Raw genomic sequence first — 13,133 nt, 5'->3', positions numbered from 1 at the left:
CGTGCTCCCAGCTCAGGAGTGGGGCGGGGTGCCGGCGGGGGCGGCGTTCTCCGAGTCCTGGAGCAGCAGGGCCTTCATCTTCTCCAGGCTCTGGCGCGTCTTGTCGACGAACGTGTTGTGGGAGCCGATGCGCTCGGCCGCCTCCAGGGTCTGCTCGTAGACGTCGATGGCCTTGGTGAGCAGCACGCGCACGCGCTGGCGCAGCTCCTCGCGGTAGATCTCCGCCTGCTCCGCGTCCAGCTCCTTGGGGGCGGGCGAGTTCACGAGCTTCTCGTACAGGTCCTCGTAGAGCGAGCCGATCTGCGTGCCGGCGGCCGTGGCCCAGTGGCCATTGCCCACGCGGATGGCGCGCAGGTAGTGGCCCTGCGCGGACAGGAGCAGCTCGGCCTTGTCGTTCAAGTCGTTGGCGAGCGCATCGGCGCCCTTGCCCGGGTCCAGCGCCACGTCCGCGTAGCGCAGCCGGTAGATCTCCCCGATGAAGAAGTGGGCCTGGGCGGGGTAGTAGTCCTGCACCTCGTCCTTGTCCGCGATCCCCTCGTAGGTGGAGACGGCGCGGCGCAGCGTGGCCTCCGCCTTCTCGGGTTGTCCGGCCTCCAGCTCGCACACGCCCTGCTGCACCTGGGCCTCCAGGCGCTTGCCCACGGGCAGATCCTCGCGTGCCGCGACCGTGGCCAGCAGTTGCGCGGCCTCCAGGTAGCGCTCCAGGTGGTAGTGCGTCTCGGCGAGGCGGAAGACGGACTCCAGCGCGTCGCCGGTGCCCTGCTTCGCATCGGCCAGCTCGGAGAAGCGCCGCTCCGCCGCCTCCCACTGCTCCAGCCGCTCGTGGGCGAGTCCCGCCTGGTAGATGGCCTCGCGCCGGTGGGGGCTCTGGGGATGGAAGTCCGCCAGCCGCTCGAAGTAGAGCGTCGCCTGGACGAAATCCTTGGCCGCGAAGGCCGACGTCCCAGCCGCGAAGAGCTCCTCGTCATTGAGCGCCGCGAGCTCCGCGTTTCCCGTCACCCGCTCCGTGTCGAAGCGCACTTCCTGACGGGGCTGTCCGTCCGAGGCCTCCCTGCCCGCGGACCCCGTCGTCCGGCACCCCACGAGACCCAGCACTCCCACCCACACCCATTTGCGCCAGGTGGCCGACATCCATGTCCTCCGCTTCTGGGGGCCCGCGGGGCCCCTCCAGGTCCATTGTCCCAGGACAACGCCGCGTGTCATGGGGTTCCCGCGCCGGCCGTGAGTTGGGGCTGAGGCAGGGGAATCACCTCTTCGCCCATGAGGAAGCGCCCGGTGCGCCACAGGGCGCCGATGTCGTGCACGTCCAGCTCGAAGCGCGGCACCTGCACCAGGGGCGTGCCCTCGCAGGCGGCTTGCAGCTCAAGGATGCCGCGGGCGTCCTGCTCGGCGAGCAGCGTCATCTCGCGCAGTGTCTGTTCCACCTTCGCGCGCCGGGCGGGAATGAGGCTCCGGGCTTCTTCCCAGAGGGCGGGGGGCGGCATCGGGTGGACGCGATTGACCACCACCGCCACGATCTCCATCCCGTTCTGCTTGAGCAGCTTGTGGAAGTGCACCACCTCGTCCAGGCGCTCCCGGCCAGGGCTCGTCACCAGGACGAAGCCCGTCTGCTGCGCCTCCAGCAGCTCGCGCACGCCGCGCGCCCGCACCCGGAAGCTCTCGTTCATGGGGGCGATGGAGAGCATGAAGGCGGCCAGCTCCTGCAGGGTCTCCGTGCCGGTGAAGCGGGAGATGGCCTTCGTCATGTAGCTGCTGCCCAGGCTGAAGAGGGACAGGCCCACCTTGCCCGCGGCGAGCGCGGGCGTGAGCAGCCACCGGGCGGCCTCGTTGTCCAGGAAGTCCAGCACCCGGTTGGGGGCCTCCAGGAAGTCGAGCGCGTGCGCGGTGGGCGGCGTGTCGAGCACGATGAGCTCGTAGTCGCGCTGGGTGCGCAGCTCCCAGAGCTTCTCCATCGCCACGTACTCCTGGCTGCCGGCGAGCGCGCTGGACAGGGACTGGTAGAAGCGGTTGGCGAGGATCTTCTCGCGCTTGTCGGCGGGGGCGTTCTTGACGATGAGATCGTCCCACGTCTGCTTCATGTCCAGCATCATCGCGTGCAGGCGGGCGCGGGCGCTGACGCCCAGCGGTTCCAGGGCGCTGGCGGGCACCTCGGCCTCCACGTTGCCCAGGGCATTGAGCCCGAGCGAGTTGGCGAGCCGCTTGGCCGGGTCGATGGTGCACACGAGGCTGCTGCGGCCATCCACCGCGGCGCGCAGGGCGAGGGTCGCGGAGATGGTCGTCTTGCCCACGCCACCGGAACCGACGGACACCAGGACGCGCTTGGACGCGAGGGCTTCTGACAGCGCGTTCATGGGGCCGCCTTCCCCGTCACCAGCGGCTCCAGGTGGGTCATCACCTGCTCGATGGCCGAGCGGTCGAAGCACGGGGTGAAGATGCGCGGCACGGAGTGGACGGGCACGTGCAGGTTGCGCTCCAGCTTGAGCTGCGCGAGCACCGTCTGGTTCGCCCGCGCATGGTGGGCCCGGGCTACCTGGAGCAGCTCGGGCTGGTCCACCAGGGCCTCCAGGTCATCCTCGGTGAAGCGCTCGGGGAAGGTGGCGTTGAGCACCGCCGCGTGGGTGCGCACCCGCACCTGGTCGCGCAGCGCGGCGTGCAGCTCGAGCGTCTCGTTCACCGGCATCTCCTCGGGCAGGGACACCAGCACCGCGGCCGTCACCGCGGGATCCTCCAGGAGATCCTTCATCTTCAGGGCCTCGCGGGACATGGGCCCGGGGGGCACCGTCTGCATGAGCACCTGGGGCACCCGGAGGAAGGTGATGGCATGGCCCGTGGCCGGCGCGTCCATGACGATCGTGTCCCACAGGGGCTGGCCATCCGGGCGCTTCTCCTGGGCGTGGTAGAGGATCTTCCCGAGCAGCACCAGCTCCTGCAGCGAGGGGATGAAGCGCAGGAAGTAGCGCACGACCTTGTTCTCGAAGACCGTCTTGTAGAGGGTCTCGAAGCGCAGGACCATGAGCGCGTACTCGCGCATGGCCTCCTGGGGGCGCACGTCCACCGCCCACAGGTTGGCTTCCAGGAGCGTCACCTGGGGGCCCACGGGAGGGTGGCCGAGCAGGCCGCTGATGCGCTCCTGGGTATTGACCTCGCACACCAGGGTGCGGCGGCCCGCGCGTGCCGAGCGCAGGGCCAGGGCGGCGGCGACGGTGCTCTTGCCCACGCCACCCTTGCCGGAAACGATCCACAACCGCTTGTCGAACAGCGCGCCCATGGGGAGGGGGGACCCTAGGGATGGCCCCCCCACCTGTCAACGCGCTCCGTCGCGAGTCCGACACACACTTGACACGTCGCGTCGTGTGCTTCCAGAGTCCGCGCGGCTGGACCCGGGGCCTGCCGCGTCCCCCCCGACAATTCGCGGATCGAGGAAACCCCATGATCATGAACAACCCGATGGTGAAGAGAATCGTCGAGACGGGCGAGGAGCGCGTGGGCAAGCTGACCCAGCAGCTCATGTCGAACGAGAAGTTCGTCGCGGCGGTGCAGTCGCTGGTGACGCGCTCGCTGGCGGCCAAGGGCACGCTGGACAGCGCGCTGCGCACGGCGCTGTCGGCCATGAACCTGCCGTCCACCGCGGACCTGGAGCAGCTGCGCGCCAAGGTGGATGACCTGGAGCGCCTGCTCACGTCGGTGGAGTCCAAGGTGGACGCGCTGTCCGCCGCCAAGAAGAAGTAGCAGAAGACGCAGTTCGAGCAGCTCCGCTCGGCGAGCCAGACCTCACTGGACACCTCGCCGGGCGGTCCCCAGCCACCGCATGGTTCGAGCACTCCACGGAGTTGTTCACGGCGGTTGGCTGAACAGGGGGTTCAGCAAGGAATTGAACTCGTGGTGAGGCGTGAACCCTGACGCCGGGTGAGGACGCCCCGTGTCATGTCTTTCGGGCGGCGACTTCGTCTGGGGCGTCCCAACAAGGTTCTCGCTTTTTCCTGACCCGAATCATTAAGTGCGCTTCTCCTATTTTCGCTTATTTCAAGGAGAAGCCATGTCCGACGACTTTTTCGGGAATTTCAGTTTCGCGGGAATGGAAGGCAGGAGCCTGCTGCTCGCGAGCGGCGCGGGGTTGATGCTGGCCACGGCCCTGGGCTGTGGCCAGATGCCAGAGACGAACAGCCACGAGGAGCTGGTGCGCAAGGCGCAGACGGCCATCGTGGGCAACCGCATCCAGGCGGAAGGTTGGAACTCCTCGCTCACGACGGCCGGTGCCGTGTTCAACGAGGGCGGCGGTGACGGCCAGTCAGTGGCCGGCCTCCAGGTCAACGAGGTCATCGGCTACAGCGGAGTGAACTTCGGCAGCGGCGTGAACCAGATCCAGGTGCGCGTGGGCGCGCCCTACGCGGGAGGCAAGGCGGAGATCTGGGCCGACGCGGTGGGCAGTGGCACGAAGCTCGGCACGGTGGCGATCTCCGCCGCCACGGGCAGTGATTGGAATGCCTTCACCACGCTGACGCTCACCACGCCCACGATCAGCGGCACGCACAACCTGTTCTTCAAGGGCGTGGCGACGGGCGGTGACTGGTTGTTCAAGTTCGACTACTTCGAACTGCACAACACGGGCGGCGGGGGCACGACGCCTCCTCCCACGTCGGGCACGGTGCCGGTGGTGGTGACGAACAAGTGCCCGTTCGCCCTCAACGTCGTCCTGTCGGGTGTGGGCGACATCCCTCTGGAGAAGGACTCGGCGGGCAACAGGATCTTCCGCAACCTCGGCACCGGGGGCAGCTACACCTACTACGCGCCGAGCAACTACCCCAGCGGCCGCGTGAGCGCCTACCGCACGCTGCCCTCGCCCTCCTCGCCGCGCGAGCTGGAGAAGGCCGAGTTCACGCTCGGACCCGACGGCAACGGCGTGCAGAACATCTACTACAACCTCACGTACGTGGACCACGTGGGTCTGCCCATGCAGATCTCCACCGTGGGCAACAACGGCTGCAACATGGCCCAGTGCAACAAGAGCTACAGCGCGCTGAGCTCGGCCATCGCCAACGCGTGCCCGGACGGGCTGCGCTACAACATGGGGGGCGGCACCATCTGCCTCGCGCCGCGCTCCTTCTGCCTCGACGGGGAGTACGCGAGCGACCCGCGCCGCGGCTCGGTGTGCAACCGCCTGGACAGCGAGATCGCCCGGTGCGCGAGCAAGTACCCCGGCCAGTGCAACCCGGGCACGGCGAAGACGCCGCAGGTGTATGCCTGCTCCGCGCCCTTCTTCGACCAGAGCGCCAAGTGGTGCTCGGCCATCACGCGCGGCATGGTGGACAACCCCGACAGCACGAACGTGGCCCAGTACTACAACACCGGCAAGCCCTACAACCAGTACGCCAAGTGGGTGCATGACCAGTGCGGCGCGGTGTACGGGTTCGCCTACGACGACTACCCCATGGCGGCCAACCAGGCCGGCTTCTACACCTGCAACGGCGGCCGGCAGCTCAACGTGACGTTCTGCCCCGCGGGCTGAAACCCACTCGCTTTTGTCCTGACGCCCAGGTCCTCCCAGGGGACCTGGGCGTCGCCGTTCCCTCTTCCTGGGTTTCCATCACACGGGATCGATCGACTCATGACTCTCTTCAAGAAGAACACGCGGACGGGTGTCTCCCTGGCGCTGTGGGGCCTGTGCGGGCTGGTGCCCTCGCTCGCCTCGGCGGCGGGTGAGTCCGTCCAGGTCTGGCTGACCACCACCTCGGGCAGCTCCCTGTCCAAGCGCTTCAACGCCGAGGCGAACAAGACCTTCGGAACGCAGAGCGGCACGTCGACGACGATCGACATCACCGAGTCGACGACCTACCAGACCATCGATGGGTTCGGGGGGGCCCTCACGGACTCGTCCGCGTGGCTCATCTACAACTCACCCCAGCGCAACGCCATCATGAACGATCTGTTCAGCGTGTCGGCGGGCGGGGGCTACGGCATGGTCCGTCTGCCCATGGGGGCGTCGGACTTCGCGCGCAACAACTACAGCTACGACGACACGTGCTGTGACTTGAATGGCTTCTCCATCAACCACGACACGGCCTACATCATCCCGCTGCTCAAGCAGGCGCTCCAGCTCAACCCCGAGCTGAAGATCACCGCCCTGCCGTGGAGCGCCCCCGGGTGGATGAAGTTCAACAACTCGTTCACCGGCGGCGGCTACCTGCGCAATGACTTGTACGGCATGTATGCCGATTACTTCGTCAAGTTCCTCCAGGGCTACAAGGCCCAGGGCGTGCCCATCCACTCGGTGAGCATGCAGAACGAGCCGCACAACGCCAACAGCACGTACGCGACGATGCAGATGGAGCCCGCGGACCAGGCGAACTTCGCGGCCAACAACCTGCGGCCCGCGCTCAACAACGCGGGCTTCGGCTCGGTGAAGATCTTCGCCTGGGATCACAACTGGTACGAGGGCGGGGCCCCGTCGCGCTTCGCCTACGACACCCTGGCCTACAACAACGGCCAGGCCCAGGCGGCCATCGCGGGCGTGGCCTGGCACTGCTACGAGAGCCCCGAGACCGGCTCCGCCGTCCAGAACGACTTCCACAACGCCTATCCCAACGAGGAGATCCACTTCACCGAGTGCACCGGCGGCGAGTGGGCGAAGGACGCGGCGGCCAACTTCACGTGGAACGTGCGCAACGTGATCATGGGCCCGCTGCGCAACTGGGCGCGCAGCTCCCTGTACTGGAACATCGCGTTGGATCCGAACCACGGCCCCTACACGGGCGGCTGCGTCGACTGCCGCGGCATGCTGACGGTGAACAACACCACGGGCACCTACACGAAGAACGAGGACTACTACTCCTGGGCGCACTTCGGGAAGGTGGCGCGCGCGGGCGCGGTGCGCATCGGCTCGACGAGCCTGGGCAATGGCAACATCGAGACCGTGGCCTTCAAGAACCCGGACGGCTCGCTGGCGCTGGTGGCGCTCAACTCCAACGGCAGCCAGACGCTCACCTTCAAGGTGCGCTGGAACGGCCAGTCCTTCGACTACTCGCTGCCGCCGCGCTCGGTCGCCTCGTTCAAGTGGAAGGCGGGCTCCTCGGGCGGCACCACCACCGCCTACCGCCTCGTGAACAAGGCCACCGGCAAGTGCGTGGACGTCGAGGCGCAGAGCACCGCGGATGGCGCGAAGATCCACCAGTGGGCGTGCCACACGGGCTCGAGCCAGCAGTGGACGCTCCAGCCGACGGACAGCGGCTACTCCCAGATCGTCTCGCGCCACAGCGGCAAGGCGCTCGACGTGGCGGACGTGAGCACCGCGGACGGCGCGCCCGTGCAGCAGTGGACCTGGTCCAATGGCTCCAATCAGCAGTTCAAGACCGTCTCCCTGGGCAACGGCTATGTCCGCATCGAGGCGCGCCACAGCGGCAAGGTGCTCGACGTGACGAGCTGCACGAGCAGTGGGGATGGGACGAAGCTGCAGCAGTGGGCATGGTCGAACAACGACTGCCAGCAATTCCTGCTCGAGCCGATCTGATACCCCCCGGAACTGTGTGAGGAGGCCCCCGTGCCCGGTTGGGGCGCGGGGGCATCACCCCCTCCACGGCTCAGGACTGCTTCTTCTTGTCCATCTCATCCAGCTTCTTCTCGAGCTCCTCGAGCCGCTGGGTGAGCACCTGCATGTCACGGCCCATCGCGGGCAGGTTGCCGGCCAGGTTCTCCACGGCCTGCTTGACCCGCTCGTCGATCCGGCGCTGCCAGTCCTCGAGCGCGCGCTGGCTGGCCTTGAGCAGCTCCGCCGCTCCGCTGGGAGTGGGCGCCGTGGCGCCGCCGCTGGCGTCCTCCTGGGGGGCCGCGGGCTCACCGTCCGGCGTGGCCTCCTCGCGGCGCAGCAGCTTGTCGAGCCGGGACTCGGCCTCCTCGCGGATGGACGCCACGCGGGGCGTGACGGCCTTCTGGATGAAGTCCGTGAGGGACTCGCCCGGGTGGCGGATGATCTCCCGGAGCACCGTCAGGGGCATCCGGTTCCGCTTCTTCTCCTCCTCGAAGATGATCTGCGCGAGCGTGACCGAGGTGAGGTCCTCCTTCGTCTTGTTATCGACAATCTGGACCTCCACGCCGTCCTTGATCATCGCGGCGATCTCGTCGAGGGTCACGTACCGGCTCTCGACGGTGTCGTAGAGCTTGCGGTTCGTGTACCGCTTGATGACCTTAGGCTCCTTCGCCGGCACGCCTGCCTGCTCTGGCTCGCTCATAGTTTGGTGTCTCCGCGACGCATCGTGTTGCTTGCGTACTCGGGTGGGTCGTCAGCCTGTAGCAGAGGGGGGGGGGGCGGGCAAGCCACGCGACGGGTTGCTCGCGATGGTGTGCTCGTGCCTCTATACTCCGGCTCAGGCCGAGCCCTAATGATCGTCAAGTGTGAGCAGTGCGAGACGCGGTTCAAGATCCCCGACGAGAAGGTGACGGAGAAGGGGGTCAAGGTCCGCTGCACCAAGTGTCAGCATACGTTCCGGGTGGTGCGCGAGGAGGTTTCTCCCGCCGTGCCCGCGCCGGCCGTGGTCGCGCCCGTGCCGGTGGCGAAGCCCGCCATGGCCGCTCGCGTGGGGACGCCCCTCGAGGTCCCTCGCGCCCCGGCTCCCGCGGCTCCCTCGACGAGGCCCGTCCCGCCTGGCGTGAAGCCCGCGCAGGCCGCCGCCCCGCCGGGTCTCGCCGCCGCTCGCGGCGGTGCCCCCGGGCTGCCTCGTGTCACGTCCATGGAGCCGCCGCGGACCCCCGCGACGCTCGATCTGGATCCGCTGATGGAGTTCGCGGGGGAGACGTCATCGGCGTCCGCCAGGCCACTGGCTGATCGGCCACTGACCCCCGCGCTGTCGCTGTCGTTCGACGAGAAGAATCCGTTCGCGACGGTGGATGCGCCCGCGCCGAAGCAGGCAGTGGGCAGGCCGTCGGCGCCCGGGCGTGCCGCTCCGGCGCCGAAGCCCGCTCCGGGGCTCGCGCCTCCGGTGCCGGCCCAGGTTCCCGCCCGGAGTCCCACGCCGGTGGCCATGCGCGCCGCTCCGGCGCCGAAGCCCGCCCCGGCTCCCGCGCCCCCCGCGCCGGTCCAGGTTCCCGCCAGGAGTCCGGCGCCAGCGCCCGTGCGCGCCGCTCCGGTTCCCCTTCCCGTCGAGGAACCGGATCCGTTCTCGCTGCCTCCGGACGATGAACCCGACGTGACGACTTTCGATCCGGATGCCGCCCCGGCGGCGGATCCGTTCGCATTGTCGTCGGACAGCGCGCCCGCGGCCCCCGTATACGAGGAGATGGAGGGGCTCGAGGGCAACAACCCGTTCGTGTCGTTCGTCCCCCCTCCGGCGGCCGCGCCGCCTCCTCCCGCTCCGGTGCCCGTGCCGGTCCGGAACGCGGCGCCCGTCGCGGCCCAGGCTCCGGCTCCCGCCAGCATGGGCGGGTTCGAGAGCGACAACCCGTTCGCCGCGTTCGATCCCGTGTCCGCGCTGCCTCCGGCGGCCGCGGCGGCTCCCGCTCCGTCCATGCCCTCGGGGATTCCGGACTGGGGTGCCCCCGGGCAGCAGGGCGCGCCCTCGGGGATTCCGGACTGGGGTGCCCCCTCGCAGCAGGGCACGCCCTCGGGCATTCCGGATTGGGGGGCTCCCGCGCAGCAGGGCGCGCCTTCGGGCATTCCGGATTGGGGCGCCCCCGCCGGACAGGGAAATGCCCCGGGCGGGCCTTCTCCATTCCAGGACTTCCGCGGGCAGGATGCCGCGCCCTCGGGCCGGGGTGCTCTCGCCGAGCCGCCGACGCCCAAGCCCGCGCCGCCGGTGGTGGCCCCGCCCGAGGCCCCGGCGGCAGCGGCGGCGCGCCCCGCTCCCAGGCTCGTTCAGCGACTGGCGGCGGCGGCCGTCCAGTTCGTGGTGGTCGTGGTGCTCCTGGCCGGGCTGCTCGCCGTGGCCCTTGCCTCGCTCAACGAGGGCCGGGTGGAGTTGTCCGATCTGTCCGTCTCGCGCATTCGCGAGTGGTTGTCGCCCACGACGCCGCTGGTGGCCAAGGACGTCTCCAATGGGCTCTATGAGGCCACGGGTGGCAAGCCCCTCTTCTTCGTCCGGGGCGAGGTGGTCAATCGCGGCGCCACGCCCATCCGGGTGAAGGCCCGGGTCTCGCTGTTCGATGGGGAGCGGCGGGTGTTGTCGTCGGAAGGGCTCGCGGGCCCGCCGCCGACGCCCGAGGATCTCTACTCGGTGCGCACCGCCGGAGACGCCGCCGCGCTGCGCACCCGTCTGGACTCGGCCGCGGAGGCGGTGGCTCCCGGCGCCCACATGCCCTTCGTCGTCTTCTTCTTCGAGTACCCCGAGAACCTGGCGGATCTCCGGTTGGAGGTGACGCTCGAACCCCAGGGCGTGGCGGCCACCACGGGAGGCGTTCGGGAGGGAAGCGCGGGCAATGGCCAGCCGTGAGGACGCCAAGGCCGTTGTCCGCAGGCTCCATGCCCTGGGCGGGGGTGGGGGGGAGATCGTCCGCAAGGCCGCCGCCCGGGAGATCGCCCGGATGGATCCGCTCGACGCCAACGAGCTGATCCACCACGTCATCCAACTCGCCCGGGGGGGCTGGGAGCCCGCCACCTGCGTGCTCTCCTCCTTCGTGGCGGCGCTCGGCAGGGAGTCCGCGAGCATCCCCTACGCGGACTCGCTGCGCCGCATGGCCGAGGTGCAGTCCCTGGAGTCCGTGGCGGACCTCTTCCAGACGGCGCCCGCGCACAAGGAGTTCGACGAGGGCGCGGCGGCCCGGGCGGATGCCAAGGCCTTCACCCAGTCGCTGGGCCACAGCAAGCAGCAGGCCCGCCTCACGAGGGATCCAGACGTGCTCGCGCGGCTGTCCGCGGTGAGCAACCCGGCCGTCATCCGCAACGCGCTGCTCAACCCCCGGCTCACCGAGGAGATCGTGGTGCGCATGGCGGCCCGCCGCCCCGCCCGGCCCGAGCCCCTGGTGGAAATCTGGAAGTCGACGCGCTGGTCCGTGCGGCACGCGGTGCGCCGCGCGCTCGTCTTCAATCCCTACCTGCCGCCGGAGGTGGGGGTGAAGATCGTCCCCCTGCTCAACGGCAATGACCTGGCGGAACTCGCCGCGGATGCCTCCGTGCACGCCTCCCTGCGCGAGCAGGCGGCGCGTCTGCTCAAGGGCGGCTAGCCGCGCTTGGGGCCGGAGTCGTGGTGGTAGTCGGCGTCCGTCACGTCCTGGCCCCGCTTGTTGCGGGGCAGGGGCTTGGCGTCCACCATGTCTCCGCCCTTGGAGGCCTTCTTGAAGGAGTAGACGAAGCGGCCCACGGCATTGCCGAGCTGGCCCATCCGCGCGGCGGAGAACACCACCACCAGGATGAAGCCGATGAAAAACAGTTCTCCGAGCCGCAGTCCCAACATGAGGCGCACAGTGCAGCAATGCCCCGGGGGAGGCAAGCCACGTGTCGGCGTCCGGGCGCCCCACCGGAGGGCTCGCGCCCCGGGCCGGGCTGTCGCACACTCCGCGCCATGCTCCTGCTCGCCCACCGAGGTGCCAGCGCCGATGCCCCGGAAAATACCCTCGCCGCCTTCCAGCAAGCCGTGACCCAGGGGGCCGATGGCGTGGAGTTGGACGCCATGGTGTGTGGCTCGGGCGAGGTGGTGGTGTGCCACGACGAGCACCTGGAGCGGCTCGCCGGCCTGCCGTGGGAGGTGCGCACCACGTCCTGGTGGAAGCTCCAGGGAGCGGACGTGGGAAGCCGGCTCGGCTTCGCCCCCGCGCGCATCCCCCTGCTGGAGGAGGTGCTGGACGCGCTGCCCGCGCACTTCCTCGTCAACATCGAGCTCAAGTGCGACCACTTCGACGATGGAGGGCTCGCCGTGAAGGTGGCTCGGCTCGTCACGGAGCGGCGGCTGGCCGGGCGGGTCATCATCTCCAGCTTCAATCCGGTGTGCCTCTTCCGGACCGCCGCCGCCGCGCCCTCGCTGCGGCGTGGCTTCCTCATCGATCCGGACAAGCGCTGGGGTCCGCAGGCCCACGGCCTGGTGCCGCTCGTCTCGTCGCACTCGGTGCACCCCTTTCACGAGCAGTGCACGCCGGAGCGCGTGGAGGCGTGGCGCGAGCGGGGGCTGCGCGTGGCGGTGTGGACGGTGGATGACGCCCGGCGCGCGCGCGAGCTGAAGGAGATGGGCGTCTCCTACCTCATCACCAACCGGCCGCGCGCCGTGCGCGAGGCCCTGCGCTAGAAGTCCAAGCCGAGCGTGGTGCTGAAGGCGAACACGGGGGCCAGGGCGCGGTTGTTCGGGCCACCCTCGATGGATTGAATGGTGCCCTGGCTGCTCAGTGACACCTCGGCGCCAAGCTGCAGCGCGCCGCCGATGAAGCGTCCGCCGGCGTAGAAGCGGGTGTTGATGTTGTCCCAGCCGTTCACCGGCTCGTAGGCGGCGACCGTCAGCGGCCCCGTCGCACCGCTCGGCGTGAAGCCGAGCAGCTCCGACTTGGCGGCCACGCCCACGAAGTCGATGCCACCGTAGGGGGTGAGGCTGATCATGCCGCCGAGCGGGAACTGCTTGCCCACGTTCACGTCCAGACCGCCCGCGGTCAGGTGGAAGTCGCGCGTGTTGAGCAGGTGCGTCACGTGCGCGCGCAGGCCGATGTCCGGCAGCCACGGGATGAAGCCCTCGTTGACGGCCCACTTCACCTCGCCGGTGGCGGCGAACAGGTTGCTGCGGTCGAGCCAGCCCACGCGCGCGCCCACGTCGATGGAGAAGGGCAGGCCCTTGCGCACGTGGATGGAGGGCACCAGGGCCGGGCCCTCCAGCGCTCTCACCATCGGCAGCTTCACCTCATCGGGCATGCCGACGACGCCCAACTCCATGCCCACGGCGAAGCCCGCGTGCCCGAGCGTCTCCGGCGGCGTCAGGTTGGTCGCGGTCATCATCGCGCCCAGCGTGCGCGCGAAGGCGCGAAAGTCGGAGTCTGTACTGAAGCCCGTCCTGGCGGAGTTTTCGCCGGGCTTGCCGAGCTTCGACAGCTCGATGTCGTTGCGATCCGCCGCGTACGCGGCGGGACCGCCCACCAGCACCGCGAGAGCCATCCACCGGCTGAACGTCCGCATCCTCAGAACCGCCTCCCAGGCGCACGTGCTGGCCGACGGCGCCAAACGGGGGCGACGCTAG

The 13,133-nt window shown here is 69.4% G+C and carries 12 protein-coding genes; 6 read left to right on the top strand and 6 right to left on the bottom strand.

The features are described from left to right. Window positions 1-12: 12 nt before the first annotated feature. The 3 genes from D187_RS30435 to D187_RS30425 form a co-directional block, all read right to left on the bottom strand. Window positions 13-1,131, bottom strand: a complete 1,119-nt coding sequence (locus D187_RS30435) for a tetratricopeptide repeat protein (protein ID WP_002632661.1) — start codon at window positions 1,129-1,131, stop codon at window positions 13-15. Between the two features lie 68 nt (window positions 1,132-1,199). Further along, window positions 1,200-2,351 carry an ArsA family ATPase gene (locus tag D187_RS30430; RefSeq protein ID WP_002632662.1) on the bottom strand — a complete coding sequence of 384 codons (1,152 nt, stop codon included), beginning with the start codon at window positions 2,349-2,351 and terminating at the stop codon, window positions 1,200-1,202. Then, entirely contained in the window at window positions 2,348-3,268 is a 921-nt protein-coding gene (locus tag D187_RS30425) for an ArsA family ATPase (RefSeq protein ID WP_002632663.1), read from the bottom strand. The genes D187_RS30430 and D187_RS30425 overlap by 4 nt, the downstream gene beginning before the upstream one ends. A 161-nt stretch (window positions 3,269-3,429) precedes the next feature. On the opposite strand from D187_RS30425, the gene D187_RS30420 reads away from it, so the two are divergent. The 3 genes from D187_RS30420 to D187_RS30410 all read left to right on the top strand — a co-directional run bounded on the left by D187_RS30420 (window position 3,430) and on the right by D187_RS30410 (window position 7,504). After that, window positions 3,430-3,729 carry a hypothetical protein gene (locus D187_RS30420; RefSeq protein WP_002632664.1) on the top strand — a complete coding sequence of 100 codons (300 nt, stop codon included), beginning with the start codon at window positions 3,430-3,432 and terminating at the stop codon, window positions 3,727-3,729. A 307-nt stretch (window positions 3,730-4,036) separates the two neighbouring features. Continuing rightward, window positions 4,037-5,506: a beta-1,3-glucanase family protein gene (locus D187_RS30415; RefSeq protein WP_155893697.1), complete on the top strand. Its 1,470-nt coding sequence runs from the start codon at window positions 4,037-4,039 to the stop codon at window positions 5,504-5,506. A gap of 99 nt (window positions 5,507-5,605) precedes the next feature. Then, entirely contained in the window at window positions 5,606-7,504 is a 1,899-nt protein-coding gene (locus tag D187_RS30410) for an RICIN domain-containing protein (RefSeq protein ID WP_002629727.1), read from the top strand. A 70-nt stretch (window positions 7,505-7,574) separates the two neighbouring features. On the opposite strand, the gene D187_RS30405 is transcribed toward D187_RS30410, so the two are convergent. After that, window positions 7,575-8,222, bottom strand: coding sequence for a polyhydroxyalkanoate synthesis regulator DNA-binding domain-containing protein (locus D187_RS30405; protein WP_002629728.1), 648 nt, complete (start codon window positions 8,220-8,222; stop codon window positions 7,575-7,577). A gap of 150 nt (window positions 8,223-8,372) precedes the next feature. On the opposite strand from D187_RS30405, the gene D187_RS50585 reads away from it, so the two are divergent. Both D187_RS50585 and D187_RS30395 read left to right on the top strand, forming a co-directional pair. Beyond that, complete coding sequence (locus D187_RS50585) at window positions 8,373-10,415, top strand: zinc-ribbon domain-containing protein (RefSeq protein WP_002629729.1); 2,043 nt, start codon at window positions 8,373-8,375, stop codon at window positions 10,413-10,415. Next, complete coding sequence (locus D187_RS30395; RefSeq protein ID WP_002629730.1) at window positions 10,402-11,145, top strand: hypothetical protein; 744 nt, start codon at window positions 10,402-10,404, stop codon at window positions 11,143-11,145. The genes D187_RS50585 and D187_RS30395 overlap by 14 nt, the downstream gene beginning before the upstream one ends. On the opposite strand, the gene D187_RS30390 is transcribed toward D187_RS30395, so the two are convergent. Beyond that, complete coding sequence (locus tag D187_RS30390) at window positions 11,142-11,375, bottom strand: twin-arginine translocase TatA/TatE family subunit (protein ID WP_043432196.1); 234 nt, start codon at window positions 11,373-11,375, stop codon at window positions 11,142-11,144. The genes D187_RS30395 and D187_RS30390 overlap by 4 nt on opposite strands. Window positions 11,376-11,483: 108 nt before the next feature. On the opposite strand from D187_RS30390, the gene D187_RS30385 reads away from it, so the two are divergent. Beyond that, window positions 11,484-12,200 (top strand): glycerophosphodiester phosphodiesterase, encoded by a 717-nt coding sequence (locus D187_RS30385; RefSeq protein WP_002629732.1) that lies wholly within the window; start codon window positions 11,484-11,486, stop codon window positions 12,198-12,200. Here the strand turns inward: D187_RS30385 and D187_RS30380 are convergent. Then, on the bottom strand, window positions 12,197-13,072 hold the full coding sequence (locus D187_RS30380; RefSeq protein WP_002629733.1) for a hypothetical protein: 876 nt from the start codon (window positions 13,070-13,072) through the stop codon (window positions 12,197-12,199). The two genes, D187_RS30385 and D187_RS30380, sit on opposite strands and share 4 nt — an antisense overlap. Window positions 13,073-13,133 lie beyond the last annotated feature (61 nt).

Source organism: Cystobacter fuscus DSM 2262, from assembly GCF_000335475.2.
Classification (GTDB): Bacteria; Myxococcota; Myxococcia; order Myxococcales; family Myxococcaceae; genus Cystobacter; species Cystobacter fuscus.
Note: the sequence above shows the minus strand (reverse complement) of the source record. Positions and strands in the feature narration are given on the sequence as shown.

What these genes read in the sequence shown, in the direction of transcription:
- D187_RS30430 (WP_002632662.1), bottom strand. Translation starts at nt 2,351, where the DNA reads ATGAACGCGCTGTCAGAAGCCCTCGCGTCCAAGCGCGTCCTGGTGTCC.
- D187_RS30405 (WP_002629728.1), bottom strand. Translation starts at nt 8,222, where the DNA reads ATGAGCGAGCCAGAGCAGGCAGGCGTGCCGGCGAAGGAGCCTAAGGTC.
- D187_RS30385 (WP_002629732.1), top strand. Translation starts at nt 11,484, where the DNA reads ATGCTCCTGCTCGCCCACCGAGGTGCCAGCGCCGATGCCCCGGAAAAT.
- D187_RS30415 (WP_155893697.1), top strand. Translation starts at nt 4,037, where the DNA reads ATGTCCGACGACTTTTTCGGGAATTTCAGTTTCGCGGGAATGGAAGGC.
- D187_RS30410 (WP_002629727.1), top strand. Translation starts at nt 5,606, where the DNA reads ATGACTCTCTTCAAGAAGAACACGCGGACGGGTGTCTCCCTGGCGCTG.
- D187_RS30435 (WP_002632661.1), bottom strand. Translation starts at nt 1,131, where the DNA reads ATGTCGGCCACCTGGCGCAAATGGGTGTGGGTGGGAGTGCTGGGTCTC.
- D187_RS30425 (WP_002632663.1), bottom strand. Translation starts at nt 3,268, where the DNA reads ATGGGCGCGCTGTTCGACAAGCGGTTGTGGATCGTTTCCGGCAAGGGT.
- D187_RS30390 (WP_043432196.1), bottom strand. Translation starts at nt 11,375, where the DNA reads ATGTTGGGACTGCGGCTCGGAGAACTGTTTTTCATCGGCTTCATCCTG.
- D187_RS30395 (WP_002629730.1), top strand. Translation starts at nt 10,402, where the DNA reads ATGGCCAGCCGTGAGGACGCCAAGGCCGTTGTCCGCAGGCTCCATGCC.
- D187_RS30380 (WP_002629733.1), bottom strand. Translation starts at nt 13,072, where the DNA reads ATGCGGACGTTCAGCCGGTGGATGGCTCTCGCGGTGCTGGTGGGCGGT.
- D187_RS50585 (WP_002629729.1), top strand. Translation starts at nt 8,373, where the DNA reads ATGATCGTCAAGTGTGAGCAGTGCGAGACGCGGTTCAAGATCCCCGAC.
- D187_RS30420 (WP_002632664.1), top strand. Translation starts at nt 3,430, where the DNA reads ATGATCATGAACAACCCGATGGTGAAGAGAATCGTCGAGACGGGCGAG.